Here is a 19,254-nt window from a genome sequence, read left to right on the forward strand (position 1 = left end):
GTTCGACTGATCGGTCAGGTGTTCCGGCCGCCGTTGACGCCCAGGATTTGGCCGGTGATGTAGCCGGCCTCGTCGGAGACCAGGAAGGCGCATGCGGCGGCGATGTCCTCGGGCTTGCCGATGCGCCGCACCGGCGTGCGGTTGATGTTCTCTTGGACGTCCCCCAGATAGCCGCGAGCTTCGGCGCTGCGCAGCATCGGCGTGTCGATGAAGCCGGGCGGCACGGCGTTGACGGTGATGCCGCTGGGTCCGTATTCCAGCGCCAGTGTCTTGGTGAGCCCGTTGACCGCGGACTTGGCCGCGACGTAGGCGCCCATGTAGGGGACACCCGAGTGAGTGCTCGACGACGAGATGTTGACGATGCGCCCCCAGCCGGCCTCGATCATGTCCGGCAGCACCGCCTGGATGCAGTGGAAGACGCCGTTGAGATTGACGTCGATGATCTGCTGCCAGTGCTCGAAGCTGATGTCGGTGAAGCGCTTGAACGAGTCCATGCCCGCGGCGTTGACCAGAACCGTCACCGGCCCGAACTGACCGCGGATCTCGTCGAGCGCGGCGTCCACCTGAACCCGGTCGGTGACATCGGCGGTGAACGCCGACTCGTCATCGTCCGGTGCGCGCAGATCGAGCGTGGCTACCGCGAGCCCGTCTTTACGCAGGCGCGCGGCGATGGCCTGCCCGATTCCCGAGGCGCCTCCAGTGACGACAGCGGTTCTCATCGCACAGTCAGCCCGTCGTTTCCAGTGCCAGCGGCTGCGAAATGCACAACCGTCTTCATGGTGGACAAGAATCTCCCTTCCGGTTTTGAGAACACTACTCTCAAATATCGCCGGCGTGCAACCGCGCGACACGCCTGGTCAGAGCGGTGGGGCGGCCGCCGTCAGTCGCTCTGACCAGCGCCGCACGGTTGGGCCGACTTGCTTGAGTTCTCTGAATCGGAATGTATGATTCGCCGCAGATGAGAACCAAATTATCAAGGTGGTCTAGGAGGCCGAATGGCGCAACAGGGCACGGCGACTGACACCGCTCGGCAGTCCGCCAACGGAAGCTCTGATCCGGGCCCGGCCGACCGGCACCTTTTGATCGACGGGCAGCTGGTGGGCGCCGCGAAGACCTTTCCTTCCTATAACCCCGCGACCGGCGCAGTGGTGGGTCATGCGCCCGACGCCACCGCTGCCGACGCAGAGGCCGCCGTCGCCGCGGCGCGACGTGCGTTCGACACCACGGACTGGTCGACGAACGTCGAGCTGCGCGTCCGCTGCCTCGAGCAGCTGCATCGCGCGCTCGTCGAGCACCGCGACGAACTGGCCGCGCTGACCATCGCCGAGGTCGGTGCAACCCAGATGCTGTGTGCCGGCCCGCAGCTGGACCAGCCGATCGACATCGTGCGCTACTACGGCGACCTGCTGAAGACCTATCCGATGACCGAAGACCTCGGCAACATCGAAAGCAGAGGCGCTCAGCACCACCGCTGGGTGGAGAAAGAGGCTGCCGGCGTCGTCGCCGCGATCATCGCGTACAACTACCCCAACCAGCTGGCGCTGGCCAAGCTCGCGCCGGCGCTGGCCGCCGGCTGCACGGTGGTTCTCAAGGGCGCCCCCGACACGCCATTGGTCACGCTGGCGCTCGGCGAGCTGATCGCCAACCACACCGACATCCCGCCGGGCGTGGTCAACGTGCTCAGCTCGTCGGCCCCGGAGGTGGGCGCGGTGCTGACGACGCACCCGGACGTCGACGTCGTCACGTTCACCGGCTCCACAGCGACCGGTCGCAAGATCATGGCCGCGGCCAGCGACACCCTCAAGCGGGTGTTCTTAGAGCTCGGCGGAAAGTCGGCGATGATCGTCCTCGACGACGCCGACTTCAACACCTGCGCGATGATGGCCGCGTTCATGATCACCTCTCACGCGGGCCAGGGCTGCGCCATCACCACGCGGCTGCTGGTGCCACGCAAGCACCACGACGAGATCGTCGAGCAGGTCCGCAACTTCCTCGGCATGGTGCGCTACAGCGATCCCGCCGACGAGGCCACCTACATGGGCCCCCTGATCAGCGAGCGTCAGCGCGACAAGGTCGACGCCATGGTGCAGCGGGCCGTGGCGGCGGGCGCCACGTTGGTCACCGGCGGCAAGAAGGTGGACGGCCCGGGCTACTTCTACGAGCCGACGCTGCTGACCGACGTCGATCCCGACAGCGAGATCGCGCAGGACGAGATCTTCGGGCCGGTACTGGTGGTGATCGCCTACGACGACGATGATGACGCGGTGCGAATCGCCAACAACTCGATCTACGGGCTGTCCGGCGGGGTGTTCGGTAACGAGGAGAGGGCGATCGCGCTGGCGCGGCGCATCCGCACCGGCACCTTCTCGATCAACGGCGGCAGCTACTTCAGCCCCGACGCGCCGTTCGGCGGCTACAAGCAAAGCGGCATCGGTCGCGAGATGGGCACGAAAGGGCTCGAAGAATTCCTGGAGACCAAGACGCTCGCCACGGTGGTGCAGCAGTGAGTGAGCCGCTGGACGGAATCCGTGTCCTCGAAGTCGCGATGTACGGCTTCGTCCCGTCGGCCGGCGCGGTGCTGGCCGAGTGGGGCGCCGACGTCATCAAGGTCGAGCACGCGGTCACCGGCGACCCGCAGCGGGGGCTGCGGCAGACCGGACCGCTGCGCGTCGAAGGCGACCCGAACCCGAACATCGAACACGCCAACCGCGGCAAGCGCAGCATCGGGCTGGACATGTCCGTGCCGGAGGGCAAAGAGGTATTGCTCGAATTGGCAAGGCGCGCAGATGTTTTCCTGACCAGCTTCCTGCCGGGACACCGCAAGAAGTTCGGCATGGACGTCGACGACATCCGCGCGGTGAACCCGGACATCATCTACGCCCGCGGTAGCGCGCTGGGCCCGCGCGGCGTGGAATCGGTCAAAGGCGGCTACGACATGACCGCGTTCTGGTGTCGCGCCGGCACCGCGGCGACCATCACGCCGCCCGGCATGGAAGGCATGATCGCGCCTCCGGGGCCGGCGTACGGCGACACCATCTCCGGCACCAATCTCGCCGGGGGCATCGCGGCTGCGCTGCTCAAGCGTGAGCGCACCGGCGAGCCGTCGATCGTCGACGTCTCGCTGCTGGGCAGCGGCCTGTGGTCGCTGGGTCACACGGTTGCGCTGACAAAGCACCTCGGCCAGCTGATGGTCAGCCCGCCGCCGGGCATCCACGGCTCACCGATCAACCCGCTCGTCGGCGTGTACCCGACGGCCGACGGGCGCTACATCTCGTTCGTGATGATGCAGGCGTCGAAGTTCTGGGCCGACGTGTGCAAGCACATGGACCTCGAGGAGTACATCGACGATCCGCGCTTCGCCGGCGACGAGCAGATCGCCGCGAATACCGCTGAAGCAGTGGAGATCCTGAAGGCCGCGATGTCCAAGCGGCCGCTGGTGGAGTGGAGTCAGCGGTTCGCCACCTTGGCCGGGCCGTGGGCGCCGGTGCAGGACACGCTGCAGGCGGCTGAAGATGCGCAGGTGCGCGCCAACGAATACCTCGTCCGCGCGGGCCAACTCGACCTCGTCGCCAACCCGGTGCAGTTCGACGTCTCGGCGCCGCAAACCGGGCCGGCACCGGGGTTCGCCGAGCAGACCGACGAGATCCTGGCCGAACTCGGGCTGGACTGGGACCGCATCATCGAACTCAAGACCGCCGGCGCGGTCACCTAGGCTGGACGCCCCATGCCGTACGTCGCGTCGATCGGGACCTATCTGCCTTGTTGGGGAGCGTCGCTTCACCGGGTTGCCGGCGACGACGAGGACGCGATCACGCTCGCGGTCGAGGCCGGGCGCGCTGCGCTGGACGGCAGCGCGGCGGTGGAGCGGGTGGTGATCGTCAGCCGCGACCTGCCCCTGCTGGAAAGCAGCAATGCCGCAGTCCTGCTGGCGGGTCTGAGCCTGGACCCCGAGCTCGAAGTCGACGAGCGTCTCGGTGGTGCGCCCGCCGCGCTGGACGCTCTGAGTTCGGCGCGTCCGCGGACGCTGGTGATCGGAGTGGACCTCGAGCCGGCCGGGGCCGCCGCGGTGCTGACGGCAGACAACGGGCTATGGGTGAGGACGGCCGCCCGGGTCGCCCGCAGCCTGCCGGTGCGCACCCGCAACACGATCGGCGGCGTCCACGACTACGGCGATCCGCGGCTGCTGCACGAACGGGGCCTGATCGCCTCCCTCGGCGCGGCCTGGCTGGATACGCCCGCCGCGCTGGCCGGCGTGGACCACGCGACCGCCGCGGAACTGTGCCTCGGCGATCCGGCGCCGCTGCCGACCACCGGCGCGAGCGCGGGGCTGTTCGCCCTGGCGGCGATGGCTGAAGCCGGCAAGACAGGGCCGTTGGTGGCCGTCGAGCAGGCCAGCCTGTCGGGTCTGACCGTCGTGGGCGGTCGCGCGCCCACCCATCGGCGTGAGCCCGAAGCACGGGAGATGCCGGCGGGCACAGTGGTGCCCGGCGCGGACATCCCGATCTCGCTTGCGGCCTACGAGCGGGCCTTCGAAGCCAAGGTCCGGTGGGAGGCGGGCAAGTTTGCCGACAGCGACGACCTCGACTTCCCGCCCCGCTACCGCGTCGACCCGGACGGCCGGTTGAAGACGCGCTACGAACGCGTGCCGCTGCCCCGCACCGGCACCGTCTACACCGAGACAACCGTGCACATCCCGGTTCCTGGCCTCAAGGCTCCGTATTCGCTGGTGATCGTCGAACTCGACGGTGTGGGGGTGCGCGCGCTGGTGAAGGTGACCGGCGCCGAGCCCGGAACCGTCGGCATCGGTGATCGCGGCCGGCTCGCGCTGCGCCGGGTGGCGGTCAGATCTGGGGTTCCTGATTACGGATATGCATTCGAACCCGAAACGAGTGTGGCGTGAGTCATACTCTGTTGACGCTTGAGAAAGTGGCTGAGCCTGACATCGCCGAGGCGACGCATGCCAGCCATTGCCGGAAGGCGCAGGAGGGGACGGCATGCGGAAGGTAGCCATCGTCGGCGCTGGCATGACTCCCTTCGCCGAGCACTTTGCGCTCGGCATCAAAGATTTGTTGCCGATGGCGTTCGCCGAGTGCGCGGCGAGTGTCGACAACGGCATCGACAAGTCTGATCTCGGGGCCGCCTGGTTCGGTGCGATGGGCACTCCCGACGGCTTCCCCTCCGGCATCCTCGCCGACACCCTGGGTTTGCCGGACCTGCCCGTCACGCGGGTGGAGAACTCGTGCGCGACAGGCAACGACGCAGTGCGCAATGCGCTGTTCGGGGTCGCGTCCGGTGCGTGCGACGTCGCGCTCGTGATGGGCGCGGACAAGATCCGCGAGACCTCGACCAAGGACATGGTGTGGGAGTGGGAAGCCATGGCGCGCGACATGGCCTGGGACTACCCGCTGGGACTGGTGTCGCCCGCCGGATTCGCGTTGCACGTGGCGCGCTATCTGCACGAGTCGCCCGCGACGAAGGAGCACATGGCGATGGTCGCGGTCAAGAACCATCGGCACGGCGCGAACAACCCCAAGGCGCGGCTGCAGTTCGAGATCACGATGGAGCAGGCTCTCGCCGCGCCGACGATCGTGACCCCGTTCGGGCTCTACGACTGCGCGCCCCAAAGCGACGGTGCTGCGGCGCTGGTGCTGGCCGCCGAGGACGTGGTCGACCGGTTCACCGACCGGCCTGTCTGGATCCGCGGCGTCGGGCTGGGCCTAGATTCGGTGATGCATCAGCACAAGACCGACATGACCACGTTCCCCGCCACGGTGCGCGCCGCGAAGCAGGCATTCGGGATGGCCGGGCTCACGCCGGCGGACGTGGACGTGGCCGAAGTGCACGACTTCTTCACCGGCATCGAGCTGATGAGCTACGAAGACCTGGGCTTCGCCGACCGCTTCGGCGCGTACAAGCTCGTCGAGGCAGAGGTCACCAGCGTCAGCGGACCGCTGCCGGTGAACCCGAGCGGCGGACTGAAGTCGAAGGGGCATCCGCCGGGCGCCACCGGCGTCGCGCAGTGCGTCGAGCTTTTCGCCCAGCTGCGCGGAGAGGCCGTCAATCAGGTCGACGGTGCTCGAATTGGGTTGGCGCACAACATCGGTGGGCCCACAGCGGTGTCAGCCGTGACGATCCTGGAAGGGCCACAGATCTGATGGCGACAAGGACTAAGGGGCCGGAACGCTGGAGCACCGGCATCTCGCTTGGCCGGGGCTCCAAGCCGGCGCAGGCCATCGGCGGGTTCTTCGCGATGTCCGGTGACGCGATCATGTTCATCTTCCGCCGGCCGTTCCAGTGGCGCGAATTCTTGGAGCAGTCCTGGTTCGTCGCCCGCGTCTCGCTCCTGCCGACGGTGATGGTGGCGATTCCGCTGACGGTGCTGGTGAGTTTCACGCTCAACATCCTGCTGCGCGAACTGGGAGCGGCCGATTTGAGCGGTGCCGGTGCGGCGTTCGGCGCCGTCACGCAGGTGGGGCCATTGGTGACGGTGCTGATCGTGGCGGGCGCGGGTGCGACGGCGATGTGCGCCGACCTGGGTTCGCGGACGATTCGCGAAGAGATCGACGCGATGGAGGTGCTGGGCATCAACCCGGTGCAGCGGCTGGTGACGCCCCGGATGCTGGCGGCGGGATTGGTGGCGCTGCTGCTCAACAGCCTCGTGGTGATCATCGGAATCCTGGGCGGCTACATCTTCTCGGTGTTCGTCCAGGACGTGAACCCCGGCGCGTTCGCCGCCGGCATCACGCTGCTCACCGGCGTTCCCGAAGTGATCATCTCGTGCGTCAAGGCCGCGCTGTTCGGACTCATCGCCGGACTGGTCGCGTGCTACCGCGGACTGATCATCACCGGCGGTGGCGCCAAAGCCGTCGGCAACGCCGTCAACGAAACCGTCGTCTACGCGTTCATGGCGCTGTTCGTCGTGAACGTGGTCGTCACCGCGATCGGCATCCGGGCGACGGTGAAGTGATGGGGGACAGGCGATGACGCTGCGCGCCACCTATCCCCGGGTTTTCCGGGCCCTCGACCAGTTCAAGCGGCCGGTCACCACGCTCGGCCGCATCGGCGATCACACTTTGTTCTACGGCAAGGCGATCGCCGGCACTCCGCACGCGACGCTGCACTTCCGCCGTGAAATCATCCGGTTGATCGCCGAGATCAGCATGGGCGCAGGCACATTGGCGCTGATCGGCGGCACCGTGGTGATAGTCGGCTTCTTGACGCTGGCCGCAGGTGGCACGCTGGCCGTGCAGGGCTACAGCTCGCTGGGCAACATCGGCATCGAGGCACTGACCGGCTTTCTGGCGGCGTTCATCAACGTCCGCATTTCCGCGCCCGTCGTCGCCGGGATCGGCTTGGCCGCAACGTTCGGCGCCGGCGTGACCGCGCAGCTGGGCGCGATGCGGATCAACGAGGAAGTCGACGCACTGGAGTCCATGGGAATTCGGTCCGTCGAATATCTGGTCAGCACGCGGATCGTCGCCGGGATGATCGCCGTGGTTCCGCTGTACTCGATCGCCGTCATCTTGTCGTTCGTCGCGAGCAAGTTCACCACCGTGGTGATCTTCGGGCAGTCTTCCGGGCTCTACAACCATTACTTCTCGACGTTCTTGAACCCGATCGACCTGTTGTGGTCGTTCCTTCAGGCCATTTTGATGGCACTGGCGATCCTGTTGGTCCACACCTACTTCGGCTACTTCGCCCAGGGCGGACCATCCGGAGTGGGTGTGGCCGTGGGTAACGCGGTGCGAGCGTCGTTGATCACGGTGGTGTCGGTGACGCTGCTCGTGTCGCTGGCGATCTACGGCTCAAACGGCAACTTCAACCTGTCGGGATAAGAGAGGAGGTCGATGAAGTCCAGTGTCACGCGGCCCCTCGTGGGCTTGGTGAGCGTTCTGCTGGTGGTCGCGGTCGTGGCCGTGGCGATCATCCTCTTTCGCGGCGGATTCACCAATTCCGTTCCGGTGACGGTGGTTTCGCCCCGCGCCGGGCTGGTGATGAACCCAGACGCCAAGGTCAAGATGCGGGGCGTGCAGGTCGGCAAGGTGGAATCGATCGAAGAGCGTGCCGACGGTCACGCTGTCCTCCACCTGGCGATGGACCCTGGTGCGCTGAAGTACATTCCGCGCAACGTGCTCGTCAACGTCGCGTCGACCACGGTCTTCGGTGCGAAGTATGTGCAGCTGGTTGCACCGAAAAACCCGGAAGCGGAGACGATCAAGCCAGGTGCGGTGCTCGACGCGAAGAACGTCACCGTCGAAATCAACACGGTGTTCGAGCAACTGTCGAAGCTGCTGTCGAGCATCCAGCCCGAAAAGCTTAACGAGACACTGGGTGCACTCGCGACGGCGTTGAACGGCCGCGGCGAGAAGATCGGCCAAATGCTGAGCGATCTCGACGATTTCCTGGCCAAGACCTACCCGAGCCTCGACGGGCTGCGCCACGATCTGCAAATGGCACCGCAGGTGTTCGACACCTACGCCGACGCCGCCCCCGACCTTCTCGACACCGCCCGCAACGCGACGCGCATCAGCGACTCGATCGTCGACGAGCAGAACAACCTCGACGCGTTTCTGGTCAGCGCGATCGGCTTGGCGGACATCGGAAACGACGTCATCGGCACCAACCGGCAAACCCTGACCGATGTCCTGCACACCCTGATCCCGACCACCGACCTGCTCAACGAGTACAACCCGGGGCTGACCTGCACGCTGCAGGGCATCGGTGTCATCACGCACCAGCCGCCGTTGCCGCTGCCGGGCATCGTCGTGTCGGTGGGTCTCACGCTGGGCATCGAGCGCTATCGCTACCCGACCAATCTGCCGAAGGTGGCCGCGACGGGCGGGCCCCACTGCATGACGCTGCCCAACGTGCCGAAGGACACCCAGCCGAACTTCTTGATCATGGACGACGGCGCCAACCCTGTGGAGTACGGAAACCCCGGAATCCTGCTCAACTCCGACGGTCTCAAGCAGCTGTTGTACGGACCGATCGCGGGGCCGCCGCGCAACACCGCACAGATCGGAATGCCCGGATGAGGGGCGGATGGCGCGGCACGCTGGTCAAGTTGGTCATCTTCTCCGTGGTGATGATCCTTTTGACCGCGTCGCTGTTCTTCATCTTCGGCCAGTACCGGACCGGCGCGACGAACGAATATTCCGCGGTGTTCACCGACGTGTCGCGGCTGAAGCCGGGGGACACGGTGCGCATTGCGGGCATCCGGGTCGGCACCGTCGGCGAGGTGTCGCTGCGCGAAGACAAGAAGGTCCTCGTGAAGTTCGACGCCGACCGCAGCGTCAAGCTCACCAACGGCACCCGTGCGATGGTGCGCTACCTCAATCTCGTCGGCGACCGCTACCTCGAGCTCGCTGACGGGCCCGGGTCCACCAAGATCATGTCCGCCGGCTCCCAGATCGCGGTCGACCGGACGGCAGGCGCACTGGACCTCGACCTGTTGCTCGGCGGCCTCAAACCGGTGATCCAGGGATTGAACGCCCAAGACGTCAACTCGTTGACGCAGTCGCTCATCCAGATCTTCCAGGGCCAGGGCGGCACACTGGAATCGCTGTTCTCGAAGACGTCGTCGTTCTCGAATGCGTTGGCCGACAACACCGAGGTGATTCAGCAGCTGATCGACAACCTCAACACCACCATCCACACGCTCGACCAGAACGGCAACCAGTTCAAGGACACGCTCGACCGACTCCAGAAACTGGTCAGCGGGCTCTCGCAAGACCGCGACCCGATCGGTGACGCAATTGTGCAGCTGGACAACGGAACTGCATCGATCGCCGACCTGCTGACCAATGCACGCCCACCGCTGGCCGGCACGGTCGACCAGCTGAACCGGCTAGCGCCGTTACTCGACGACGGCAAGGACATCCTCGACGCGAACATCCAGAAGATGCCTGAGAACTACCGCAAGTTGGTGCGGCTCGGATCCTACGGTGGTTGGTACAACTACTGCCTCTGCGGAGTGTTCTTCCGCGCCACCACCACTGACCCGACGAGCCGGCCGGTGTTTTTCCCGTGGGTCATGCAGACCAGCGGACGGTGTGCGGAGCGCTGATGCAGAAATACCGCGGAGGCAAACTCATTCGCGCCGGATTTCTCGGCGTGGTGCTGATCGTGCTCGTGATCGTCGTCGGTCTTCAGCCCGAACAACTCAAGTCGATAGCCTCGTCGTTGCGCTACCAGGCGCTGTTCACCGAAGCCGGCGGTCTTGCCAAGGGCAATCCCGTGACCGTGTCGGGCGTCAAGGTCGGAACGGTGTCGGCCATCGAGCTGAAGAACGGCGAAGCGCTGGTGACCTTCAACGTTCCCGCCCGCATCCAGCTCGGCGACGACACCACCGCCCACATCAGAACCGGAACCCTGCTCGGTGAGCGGGTGCTGACCTTGGAATCCGCCGGCAACGGGCGACTGCGGGCCATGGATGTGATTCCCACGTCCCGGACCGGCTCCCCGTACTCGCTGACCGACGCGGTCAGCGATCTCACCACGAACGTGTCAGGCACCAACACCGAAAACCTCAATCAGTCGCTGGACACGCTGGCCGCCACGCTCGATCAGATCGCGCCGCAGCTCGGACCGGCGTTCGACGGGGTGTCCCGATTGTCGAGGTCGATCAACGACCGCAACCAGTCCCTGCGTGAATTGCTCAAGAGCGCAACCAATGTCACCGGAATCCTGTCCGAGCGCAGCCAACAGATCAACGCGCTGCTGCTCGACGCCAACAGCTTGCTGGCTGTGCTCGTCGAACGGCGCAATGCGATCGTTTCACTGCTGGCCAACACGTCTGCGGTGTCGCAGCAACTGACCGGATTGGTCCACGACAACGAAGCCGAGCTGGCGCCCACGCTGGAGCGGCTGAATCGGGTGACGGCGATGCTCGAGAAGAACCGCGACAACCTCGCCCAAGCGCTACCGGGGCTGAAAAAATACCAGATCACCCAGGGCGAAGCGGTGGCCAACGGGTTCTACTACAACGCATTCATCCCGAACCTGAGCCTGCCGCAGCTGCTTCAGCCCTTCATGGACTACATCTTCGGGTTCCGGCGCGGTGTCGACGTGGGACAGCCGCCGGACAACGCGGGGCCGCGAGCCGAACTCCCCTTCCCGTACAACGGGATTCCGCAGCCGTATGAGCAGTGGGGGCCGGGCCGATGACAAGAAGGCGCCTTCTGACCGGCGTGACGATCGTGCTCGTCGGCTTGCTCGTTGCCGCAGGGTTTTTCGTCGTGCGCCAGACGTTCTTCAAACCCAAGACCATCACTGCGTATTTCACGACCGCCACGGCCATCTATCCCGGTGACGACGTGCGGGTCTCCGGCGTCAAGGTCGGCAGCATCGCGGCGATCGAACCGGCGGGCACGCGAACCAAGATGGTGATGCACGTCGACCGCGGTGTGCCGATCCCGGCCGACGCCAAAGCGGTGATCGTCGCGCAGAACCTGGTGGCGGCGCGCTACGTACAACTGGCACCGGCGTACAAGTCGAAGGGCCCGCAGATGGCCGACGGCGCGGTGATCCCGCTGGAGCGCACTGCCGTGCCGGTCGAGTGGGACGAAGTCAAAGAGCAGTTGAAGCGGCTCGCAACAGAATTGGGCCCGAACGCCAACGCGTCGACTCCCGCCGTCGCCCATTTCATCGACAGCGCCGCCGACGCGCTGGCCGGCAACGGCGACAAGCTCCGGCAAGCCATCGCGCAGCTTTCCGGTGTGGCCCGCGTCCTGGCCGACGGCAGCGGCAACATCGCCGACATCATCAAGAATTTGCAGATCTTCGTCAGTGCGTTGCGCGACAGCAACACTCAGATCGTGCAGTTCGAGAACCGCCTTGCCACGCTCACCAGCGTCATCGATGACAACCGGTCCGATCTGGACGCCGCAGTGTCGGATCTTTCCGTCGCGGTGGGCGAAGTGCAGCGCTTCATCGCCGGCACCCGCAACCAGACCAGCGAACAAGTACAGCGCCTCGCCAACGTCACGCAGACGCTGGTCGACCATCAGATGGACATCCAGAACATCCTGCATCTGGCGCCGACCGCGTTCTCGAACTTCTACCACATCTACAACCCGGACACGGGAAGCCAGGTGGGTGCGCCCGTGCTGAACCCGTTGCTCACCAACCCGGTGTGGCAATACTGCGGAATGGCGGGAGCCGTCGAAAACGTCACATCGACGGAGACGACGAAACTGTGCGAGCAGTACCTCGGGCCGGCACTGCGGTTGCTCAACGCCAACAACAATCCGCTTCCGATCAACCCGTTCCTGATGCCCGCGTATTCGCCTGGCCGGGTGGAATATTCCGAGCCGCGACTGGCGCCGGGTGGCGAAGGGCCGAAGCCGGGGCCGCCGGAGATGCCGCCCGCCGTGTCGGCGTACACCGGCCTGCAGGGCGACTATCCGCCTGCCGCGCCGCCGCCGCCACCGCCGGCGCGCATCCCTGGCGTCTCGTACCCGGCGCCCACCGAAGCGGCGGGGCCTCCGCCGCCGCCGAACACGCCAGCTCCGGGGAATGCGCCGGCTGCTCCTGGACCGAGCCTGCCCGACTTGCTGTTGCCCGCCGAAAGGCCGCCGTCATGACTCGCCGGAATCGCTTGCGCCGAGCCGTCGTCGTCGCCGCCTGCGCGGCGTCGGCGGTCACCGGATGTTCGTTCCAAGGCGTGAACTCGCTGCCGTTGCCCGGAGCCGTCGGCAGGGGCCCGGACGCGAAGACCTACCACGTCGAGATCGCGAATGTCGGGACGCTCGAGTCGAATTCGCCCGTGTTGATCGACGACGTGGTGGTCGGCAGCGTCGGCAAGATGAGCGTGCAGGGGTGGCACGCCAATGTCGAGGTGTCGGTGCGGCCGGACGTGGTGGTGCCCGCCAACGCGGTGGCGAGCGTCGGACAGACCAGCCTGCTCGGCTCGATGCATTTGCAGTTGTCTCCACCGCTCGGTGAGCCGCCGCGCGGGCGGCTGGAACCGGGGTCGACGATCCCGCTGAGCAAGTCGTCGACGTACCCGTCGACCGAGCAGACCTTGTCGTCGCTGTCACTGGTGCTCAACACCGGCGGCCTGTCACAGCTCGGCGACATCATCCACAACTTCAACGCTGCGTTGTCCGGGCGTCAGGAAAAGATCCGCGACCTGCTCACCCGGCTCGACCAATTCGTGGGCACGCTGGACGAACAGCGCGACAACATCATCGCGTCGATTCAGTCGCTGAACCGGCTTGCCAACACGTTCGCCGGCCAACGCGACGTGATCACCGACGCGCTGAAGAAGATACCGCCGGCGCTGGACGTGCTGGTCAAAGAACGGCCGAACATCACCACCGCGTTGGAGAAGCTCGGCACGTTCAGCGACACCACCACGCAACTCGTCAACGACAGCCAGGCCTATTTGATCCGCAATCTGCAAAACCTCGAGCCGATCTTCCGCTCGCTCGCCGATGTCGGACCCGATCTCGCTGCCGCTCTCGCCTATATTCCCCACTTCCCGTACAGCCAGGACCTGATCGACCGAGCTGTCCGCGGGGACTACGCCAATCTATTTGCGGTGTTCGACATTTCGCGGGAACGCTTGAAGCGCGGCTTGCTTCTCGGCACGCGCTGGGGGGAGCCGGGCGCGGTGCTGCCGCCGGCACCCGGCGAGCCGTACTTCATGCGGGACATGTTCGACCCGGTCAACCCGGTGAACACCGCGTTGAGCGCCGGCCTCGCTCCGCCGCAGCCGGACACCCCGCCCGGCGTGCCGCGCGCACCGGTCACACAGGCCGCCGCGCCGCAGGCACCGCCCGCTGCCGCGCCGGCTCCGTTGACGTCGCCGGGTGCGGTGCCACCTGGCGGGACGCCTCCGACACCGGATGCCGCGCCCGCGGCCGAAACGCCTTTCCTGCCATCGCAAATGGATATGGGTAGCTGATGCTCACGCGTTTTGTCCGAATCCAGCTGACGATCTTCACGATCGCGTCGATCGTCGGCGTGCTGGCAATGGTCTTCTTCTACATCCAAGCGCCGACCCTGCTGGGCATCGGTCGTATGTCGGTCACGCTGGAGCTGCCCGCGGCGGGCGGCCTGTACCGCTTCAGCAACGTCACCTACCGAGGCGTGGAGGTCGGCAAGGTCACCTCCGTGGAGCTGACTCGAGACGGCGCGAAAGCCGTGATGTCGCTCAACACGTCGCCGAAGATCCCCGCCAACCTCGAGGCGCAGGTGCGCAGCATCTCGGCGGTGGGCGAGCAGTATGTCGAGCTGCGCCCGCGCACCGACTCGGGCCCTTACCTGCACAACGGTTCGGTGATCGCCAAGAGCGACACGACGATTCCGCAGGACGTCGGTCCGATGATCGATCAGCTCAGCGAACTGCTCAAGAGCATTCCGAGGGACAAGATCAGCGCATTGCTCGACGAGACGTTCAAGGGCTTCAACGGCGCGGGCTATGACCTCAGCTCGCTCGCCGACTCGTCGGCCAAGCTCTCCGGCGATCTGAACCGCGTCGGCGACAACACCCGTGACCTCTACAACGACGCGGGTCCGCTGCTCGACAGTCAGGCCCAGACCAGCGACTCGATCAAGCTGTGGTCACGAAGCCTGTCGGGAATCACTCAGCAGCTCGTCACCGACGACCCGCAGATCCGCACCGTGCTGCGCAAGGGGCCGGGCGCGTTCGACGAAGCCTCGGCGCTGCTGTCACAGATCAAGCCGACCTTGCCGGTGCTGCTGGCCAACTTGAAGACCATCAGCCAAATCCTCGTGGTGTATCACGCTGGGGTGGAACAACTTCTGGTGATCCTTCCGCCGGACGTCGCGGGCATCCAGGCCGTCGCGCCGTCGAAGAACCAGACGGGATGGGCGCTGGGCGACTTCGCGATCGACATCAGCGACCCGCCGCCCTGCACAGTCGGCTTCCTGCCGCCGAGCCTGTGGCGGAGTCCAGCGGACACCACAACCCTCGACACCCCGGACGGGTTGTACTGCAAGCTTCCGCAGGATTCGCCGATAGCGGTCCGCGGTGCCCGCAACGCACCGTGCATGGAGGTTCCGGGTAAGCGCGCGCCCACCGTCGAAATGTGCCGCAGCCCGGAGCCTTTCAAGCCGCTGGCCATGCGGCAGCATTCGCTCGGGCCCTACCCGTTCGATCCCAACATCGTGTCTCAAGGGGTTCCGCTCGACGACCGGGCCACATTCGGTGATCAGATATTCGCGCCGGTGCAGGGAACACCGCTGCCGCCGGGTGTCGGGCCACCCGCGGCGCCGCCACCCGTGCCGCCGGCCGGTGCCGTCCAGAATCCGGCTCCTCCAACATCGAATCCGCTTGCGCCAGCTGCTGATTCGGTGCCGCCCGATTCCGGTGCGGTGACACCGCACGGTCCGCCTCCTGGCCCCGTGCCGGACGGCGCTGTGCCGCAGGCCGCTCCCAGCGCATCGGACGGACCCACTGCCGCGCCGACAGCCGCTGTGGCGCAATATGATCCGCGCACCGGGCGCTACTTCTCCCCGGACGGACAGATGTATCAGCAACTGGGCGTGGGGACGTCGGCGTCGGCGACGCCGCCGAAGACGTGGCAGGACATGCTGCCGAAGTAGAGCCGCGTCAGGCGATCTTGACCAGCTTGAACGGCATTCGGATCACCAGGAGCTTGTTGAAGCCGCAGGCCCCGCTGGGGCCGGTGGTGGCGTCCTCGCCCGCCAAGATCGGCGAACCGACCTTGACGAATCCCGTTTCCGGGTCGACGGGATAGAACCGGTAGACCTGCTCGCCGGTGGCTGAGGTGCCGTCAGCGCAGGTCTCCCAGCCCGGCAGTTCCCGGCGCACCAACCACGATCCGGAGATGAACGACATGCCGGCGGTCCAGCCTTGATCGCTGGTGACGGTGCCGGTACACGTCAGCGGGTTCGGGCACGACGAGCTGATGGTCCAGGTGCTGCGGACGGTCGCCTCGTCGTGGTAGCTGTCGTTGGTTCTGGCCCATTCGCCGTTCGACGTGGCCGCGTATGTTCCGTTGAGCGCCGGGTCGTTGTCGGCATTGGCAATGCCCGGGCCCGGGCCACCGATTGCGGCGGCAGCCGCCAGTAACACCCCTGCTATCGCACCGATCGAACGCACCGATCGCTCCTCGTGGGAAATGGCATTCTCAGAACGGGAGAATAACATCGGGGGCCCTCAGAGCGGCTCGAACGCGGAAATCAGCCAGGACCCATCGACCTTCGAGAGCGTGACACGAACTGCGGCCTGGCTGGGCACCGGAGCAGGCTGCGCCTTGCTTTCGGACGTCTTGTCGACGAACACCAGCACCTTGGCCGAATCGGGCCTGATGTCTTCCACCGCCGCCTGAACCACGTTTGCCGTGGTGGCGATCTGCTTGTCTCGCGCCGTCGACGCCATGACCTGCTGCGTGAAGTTGGTGTAGTAGGCCAGAAAGTCGCCCGTGAGATGCGACTTGGCGTTGGCGATGTCCTTGTCGAGGCTCTCGGGCGAGTACGACAACACCGCGACGGCACCTTTTGTGGCCGCGTCTTCGGCGGACTGGCGTGCGCGCTGATCGGTCAGCTGCTCGGGGCGGTACTGCTCGACGTACACAAATGCGGCCAGCCCGACCGCGAGCAGCACCAGTGCGACAAGCGCAATCGCGCGCCATCGTGCTTGCGCCCAGTTCGCGATGCGCACGAGCGCCGTCGTCCTCGGCCGGTGCGCGGGTTCGTCGACGCGCGCGTCGTCGACGTCGGTGGGGGACTGGTTGGTGGTCAATTGACGAACTCGAACTGTGAGGTCTTGAGCTGGCCGTCGTCTTCTTTGAGGGACACGCTGATGCGCCACGTCGCCGACGGCAGCTTCTGGTTGTCTTTGGTGGTGCCGTCGGAGGTCGCGGCGACCAGAACCACGGCCGAATCGTCGGTCATCGACTCGACGGCCGCTGCTTTCACGGCGAGTGTGGTGCGCACCCCGGACCGCTCGACACCCTTGGCGATCTCGTCTGCTCCACCGGCCTGCAGGGCCTGCTTGAACTGCCCGGTGGAGTTTTCGACGACGCGCTGCATCTGTTGGCCGACCGTGGCTGGATCCAGCGACATCATTGTGACCACACTCTGTCGCGCTGCGGCGGCGAACTCCGCTTCGCGCTGCCGATGGCGATCCACATCGCGTACATGCCAGAGCATCCATCCGGTCAAGGCCAGCGCGGCGACGACAATCAGCACAGCGGCGCCTACGGCCGTCTTCGCAAACATTGCCGGACGGCGTGACCGCCAGCGCGCTCGACGGTCGGCGCGGGCAGCCTTATCGACCTGCCGCCGTAGTTCCTCGGCCCGGGCACGGGCGGCATCGGCGCGAGCCTGCGCCTCCCGCGCTGCTGTCGCGGCGTCCTCGATCGGCATCTCCTCGACGCCGATGGAGCCTTCGGGGTGGGCGTCGAGCACCGTTGCTCGGCGCTTCCGCGGCGACACTTGCTTACTCGCTCCTCCCGTGCGCGGGCGACTTCGTCGCTGGTTCCGGTGCAAGAGCAGCCACCCTATCACCGGGGGCTCGGCGAATCTTCTCCGAAATGAAGAACTTCCTTCTCGGTTATGTCAGAGTAGCGACGTGAAACTCTGCGCGCTTGCCGGGACGGGGTTGTTGGCCGCTGGATTGCTCACCGCGGCGCCACCGGCAACAGCGGGGCCGACGGTCTGCGACGTGCCGGCGTGCACGCCGGGCATCCAGCCGGGAGCCGTCTTGGGGGCGCCGTGTGACAACACCACCTACTACGTGTTCGGCGTGACCGACTGGGGCCGGCTGGTGTTCTGCGGGTCGCCGCGCCGATACGAGCCGCGGTGGTTCCGGTCCCCGTCGATGTTCGGCATCAAGGACGAGAACACCGACTGCAACAACTATCAAAACGGTGTGGCCCAGGCTCCCGACGGGCTCTTCCTCACCTGCGTGCCCGTCGAAGGCCAGGCGCTTTGGCTGCGTGGCGACACCTAGCCGCGCGCCTACTTCACTGGCGTGAACTTGATGTTCAGCTCGGTGAGCCCGCGCAGGATGAACGTCGGCTCATAGGTGTAGTTGCGCTGACCGGCCGGGCCGTGCTTTTCCTCGTCAATGGTGATGTCCGCCAGGCGATCCAGGATGCGCTCCATCGACACCCTGCCCTCGACACGCGCCAGCGGAGCACCCGGACACGAGTGGATGCCGCGGCTGAACGCGATGTGCTCGCGAACGTTGCGTCGGTCGAGTTGGAACTCGTGCGGATTGTCGAATCGCTGCGGATCGCGGTTGGCCGCACCGGGGCTCACCATCACGGTGGTGCCGGCCGGGATCGGAATGTCGCCCAGCGTCGTCGACTTGCGGGCCATCCGGAACACGCTCTTGACCGGGCTGTCCATCCGCAGGCACTCCTCGATGAAGTTCGGAATGCGGCTGCGATCCTCGCGCAACTGCTGCTGGATGTCGGGACGGTCGCCGAGCACACGCAGCGCTGCCGACAGCAGCTTGGCCGTGGTCTCCTGTCCGGCGCCGAACAAGAACGTCGCGGTGCGCACCACGTCGGTCACTTCGGGCGTGGACCCGTCCGGGTACTTCGCCGTCGCCAGTCCGGTCAGCACGTCGTCGCGGGGGTTCTTGCGCCGGTCCTCGATGTAGTAGCTGAACTTCTCGTCGGCCCATTCCAACGGGTTGGTGGCGATCGGCTCGTGGTCGAGTCCGCCGATTCGTGAACCCGGCCGCTCGGCGCCGAAGTTGGCACGGAACTCTTCGTGATCCTCCTCGGGCACCCCGAGCAGGTCGGCGACGACGATCAGCGAGAACGGCCTGGCATACGCGGCCAGGAATTCGCACTTCCCGTCGTCGATGAACTCGTCGATGTAGCGGTCGGCGAGCCGCCACATGAAGTCTTCGTTCTCCTTGAGCCGTTTCGGCGTCAGCAGTCGGCTCAACAGCGATCGAGCGTCGGTGTGGTACGGCGGGTCCATGGTCACCATGTGCTCGTACATCGGGATCTCGGTGCGGTGTTGCTCGATCAGCGCAGAGATGTCGTCACCCTCGGGCGTGAACGGGATCGGGGTGAACGGCCCGGCGACGGCCACGCACGACGAGTAGGACTCGACGTCCTTGTAGACGGCGTTCGCCGCCTCCCAGCTGGTGACGGCCAGCACGCCGTTGTTGATCGGACAACATGTGGGATTCTGGCCGCGAAGGTGATCGAAGTACGGGTGAGGGTCGGGGATGAGCGATGGGTCGGTGAAGTAGTCGACCCCGTCGAAGTTCGTCATAGGTGTGATTGCCTCCTGAAG

General features: G+C 66.1%; 18 protein-coding genes. 13 read left to right on the plus strand and 5 right to left on the minus strand.

All coding sequences use genetic code 11. The features are described 5' to 3' along the window. Window positions 1-14 precede the first annotated feature (14 nt). The gene (locus tag AC5Y39_RS03275; protein WP_500015257.1) at window positions 15-719 is read right to left on the minus strand and encodes an SDR family NAD(P)-dependent oxidoreductase; all 705 of its coding nucleotides are present in this window, start codon (window positions 717-719) and stop codon (window positions 15-17) included. Between the two features lie 276 nt (window positions 720-995). Here AC5Y39_RS03275 and AC5Y39_RS03280 point away from each other — a divergent pair, with 276 nt between their 5' ends. From AC5Y39_RS03280 to AC5Y39_RS03335, 12 genes are all read left to right on the plus strand, one after another. Continuing rightward, complete coding sequence (locus AC5Y39_RS03280) at window positions 996-2,507, plus strand: aldehyde dehydrogenase family protein (protein WP_500015255.1); 1,512 nt, start codon at window positions 996-998, stop codon at window positions 2,505-2,507. Then, window positions 2,504-3,712: a CaiB/BaiF CoA transferase family protein gene (locus tag AC5Y39_RS03285; protein WP_500015253.1), complete on the plus strand. Its 1,209-nt coding sequence runs from the start codon at window positions 2,504-2,506 to the stop codon at window positions 3,710-3,712. The genes AC5Y39_RS03280 and AC5Y39_RS03285 overlap by 4 nt, the downstream gene beginning before the upstream one ends. Before the next feature lie 12 nt (window positions 3,713-3,724). Then, a complete protein-coding gene (locus AC5Y39_RS03290; protein WP_500015251.1) occupies window positions 3,725-4,900 on the plus strand; it encodes a Zn-ribbon domain-containing OB-fold protein in 1,176 nt (391 codons plus the stop codon). Between the two features lie 94 nt (window positions 4,901-4,994). After that, window positions 4,995-6,155, plus strand: coding sequence for a thiolase C-terminal domain-containing protein (locus AC5Y39_RS03295; protein WP_500015250.1), 1,161 nt, complete (start codon window positions 4,995-4,997; stop codon window positions 6,153-6,155). Then, window positions 6,155-6,967, plus strand: coding sequence for an MlaE family ABC transporter permease (locus AC5Y39_RS03300; protein ID WP_500015248.1), 813 nt, complete (start codon window positions 6,155-6,157; stop codon window positions 6,965-6,967). Before AC5Y39_RS03295 ends, AC5Y39_RS03300 begins: the two co-directional genes overlap by 1 nt. 13 nt (window positions 6,968-6,980) lie before the next feature. Continuing rightward, window positions 6,981-7,835 (plus strand): MlaE family ABC transporter permease, encoded by an 855-nt coding sequence (locus tag AC5Y39_RS03305; protein WP_499948701.1) that lies wholly within the window; start codon window positions 6,981-6,983, stop codon window positions 7,833-7,835. 12 nt (window positions 7,836-7,847) lie between these two features. Further along, window positions 7,848-9,035 carry an MCE family protein gene (locus AC5Y39_RS03310; protein ID WP_500015246.1) on the plus strand — a complete coding sequence of 396 codons (1,188 nt, stop codon included), beginning with the start codon at window positions 7,848-7,850 and terminating at the stop codon, window positions 9,033-9,035. Beyond that, a complete protein-coding gene (locus tag AC5Y39_RS03315) occupies window positions 9,032-10,066 on the plus strand; it encodes an MCE family protein (protein ID WP_500048138.1) in 1,035 nt (344 codons plus the stop codon). Before AC5Y39_RS03310 ends, AC5Y39_RS03315 begins: the two co-directional genes overlap by 4 nt. Then, on the plus strand, window positions 10,066-11,166 hold the full coding sequence (locus AC5Y39_RS03320) for an MCE family protein (RefSeq protein ID WP_499909318.1): 1,101 nt from the start codon (window positions 10,066-10,068) through the stop codon (window positions 11,164-11,166). Before AC5Y39_RS03315 ends, AC5Y39_RS03320 begins: the two co-directional genes overlap by 1 nt. Next, a complete protein-coding gene (locus AC5Y39_RS03325) occupies window positions 11,163-12,584 on the plus strand; it encodes an MCE family protein (protein ID WP_500015242.1) in 1,422 nt (473 codons plus the stop codon). The genes AC5Y39_RS03320 and AC5Y39_RS03325 overlap by 4 nt, the downstream gene beginning before the upstream one ends. Then, on the plus strand, window positions 12,581-13,909 hold the full coding sequence (locus AC5Y39_RS03330) for an MCE family protein (protein WP_500015241.1): 1,329 nt from the start codon (window positions 12,581-12,583) through the stop codon (window positions 13,907-13,909). Before AC5Y39_RS03325 ends, AC5Y39_RS03330 begins: the two co-directional genes overlap by 4 nt. After that, window positions 13,909-15,573: an MCE family protein gene (locus AC5Y39_RS03335; RefSeq protein WP_500015239.1), complete on the plus strand. Its 1,665-nt coding sequence runs from the start codon at window positions 13,909-13,911 to the stop codon at window positions 15,571-15,573. Before AC5Y39_RS03330 ends, AC5Y39_RS03335 begins: the two co-directional genes overlap by 1 nt. A gap of 7 nt (window positions 15,574-15,580) precedes the next feature. Here the strand turns inward: AC5Y39_RS03335 and AC5Y39_RS03340 are convergent, their stop codons facing one another. From AC5Y39_RS03340 to AC5Y39_RS03350, 3 genes are read right to left on the minus strand one after another with little or no spacing between them, the layout of a single operon-like run. After that, a complete protein-coding gene (locus tag AC5Y39_RS03340; protein WP_500015237.1) occupies window positions 15,581-16,093 on the minus strand; it encodes an Rv2253/PknI dimerization domain-containing protein in 513 nt (170 codons plus the stop codon). Between the two features lie 57 nt (window positions 16,094-16,150). Further along, window positions 16,151-16,735 carry an Rv1363c family protein gene (locus tag AC5Y39_RS03345; protein WP_500015235.1) on the minus strand — a complete coding sequence of 195 codons (585 nt, stop codon included), beginning with the start codon at window positions 16,733-16,735 and terminating at the stop codon, window positions 16,151-16,153. Beyond that, window positions 16,732-17,430, minus strand: a complete 699-nt coding sequence (locus AC5Y39_RS03350) for an Rv1363c family protein (protein WP_500015233.1) — start codon at window positions 17,428-17,430, stop codon at window positions 16,732-16,734. Before AC5Y39_RS03350 ends, AC5Y39_RS03345 begins: the two co-directional genes overlap by 4 nt. Window positions 17,431-17,566: 136 nt before the next feature. On the opposite strand from AC5Y39_RS03350, the gene AC5Y39_RS03355 reads away from it, so the two are divergent. After that, on the plus strand, window positions 17,567-17,947 hold the full coding sequence (locus AC5Y39_RS03355; protein ID WP_500015231.1) for a hypothetical protein: 381 nt from the start codon (window positions 17,567-17,569) through the stop codon (window positions 17,945-17,947). 8 nt (window positions 17,948-17,955) lie between these two features. On the opposite strand, the gene AC5Y39_RS03360 is transcribed toward AC5Y39_RS03355, so the two are convergent. Beyond that, entirely contained in the window at window positions 17,956-19,233 is a 1,278-nt protein-coding gene (locus AC5Y39_RS03360) for a cytochrome P450 (protein WP_500015229.1), read from the minus strand. Window positions 19,234-19,254: the final 21 nt, after the last annotated feature.

The organism is Mycobacterium sp. NGS39 (genome assembly GCF_059812765.1).

Excerpts from the sequence above, each read along its gene's own strand:
- AC5Y39_RS03275 (WP_500015257.1), bottom strand. The coding sequence starts at position 719 with ATGAGAACCGCTGTCGTCACTGGAGGCGCCTCGGGAATCGGGCAGGCC.
- AC5Y39_RS03280 (WP_500015255.1), top strand. The coding sequence starts at position 996 with ATGGCGCAACAGGGCACGGCGACTGACACCGCTCGGCAGTCCGCCAAC.
- AC5Y39_RS03290 (WP_500015251.1), top strand. The coding sequence starts at position 3,725 with ATGCCGTACGTCGCGTCGATCGGGACCTATCTGCCTTGTTGGGGAGCG.
- AC5Y39_RS03295 (WP_500015250.1), top strand. The coding sequence starts at position 4,995 with ATGCGGAAGGTAGCCATCGTCGGCGCTGGCATGACTCCCTTCGCCGAG.
- AC5Y39_RS03300 (WP_500015248.1), top strand. The coding sequence starts at position 6,155 with ATGGCGACAAGGACTAAGGGGCCGGAACGCTGGAGCACCGGCATCTCG.
- AC5Y39_RS03305 (WP_499948701.1), top strand. The coding sequence starts at position 6,981 with ATGACGCTGCGCGCCACCTATCCCCGGGTTTTCCGGGCCCTCGACCAG.
- AC5Y39_RS03310 (WP_500015246.1), top strand. The coding sequence starts at position 7,848 with ATGAAGTCCAGTGTCACGCGGCCCCTCGTGGGCTTGGTGAGCGTTCTG.
- AC5Y39_RS03315 (WP_500048138.1), top strand. The coding sequence starts at position 9,032 with ATGAGGGGCGGATGGCGCGGCACGCTGGTCAAGTTGGTCATCTTCTCC.
- AC5Y39_RS03320 (WP_499909318.1), top strand. The coding sequence starts at position 10,066 with ATGCAGAAATACCGCGGAGGCAAACTCATTCGCGCCGGATTTCTCGGC.
- AC5Y39_RS03325 (WP_500015242.1), top strand. The coding sequence starts at position 11,163 with ATGACAAGAAGGCGCCTTCTGACCGGCGTGACGATCGTGCTCGTCGGC.
- AC5Y39_RS03330 (WP_500015241.1), top strand. The coding sequence starts at position 12,581 with ATGACTCGCCGGAATCGCTTGCGCCGAGCCGTCGTCGTCGCCGCCTGC.
- AC5Y39_RS03335 (WP_500015239.1), top strand. The coding sequence starts at position 13,909 with ATGCTCACGCGTTTTGTCCGAATCCAGCTGACGATCTTCACGATCGCG.
- AC5Y39_RS03360 (WP_500015229.1), bottom strand. The coding sequence starts at position 19,233 with ATGACGAACTTCGACGGGGTCGACTACTTCACCGACCCATCGCTCATC.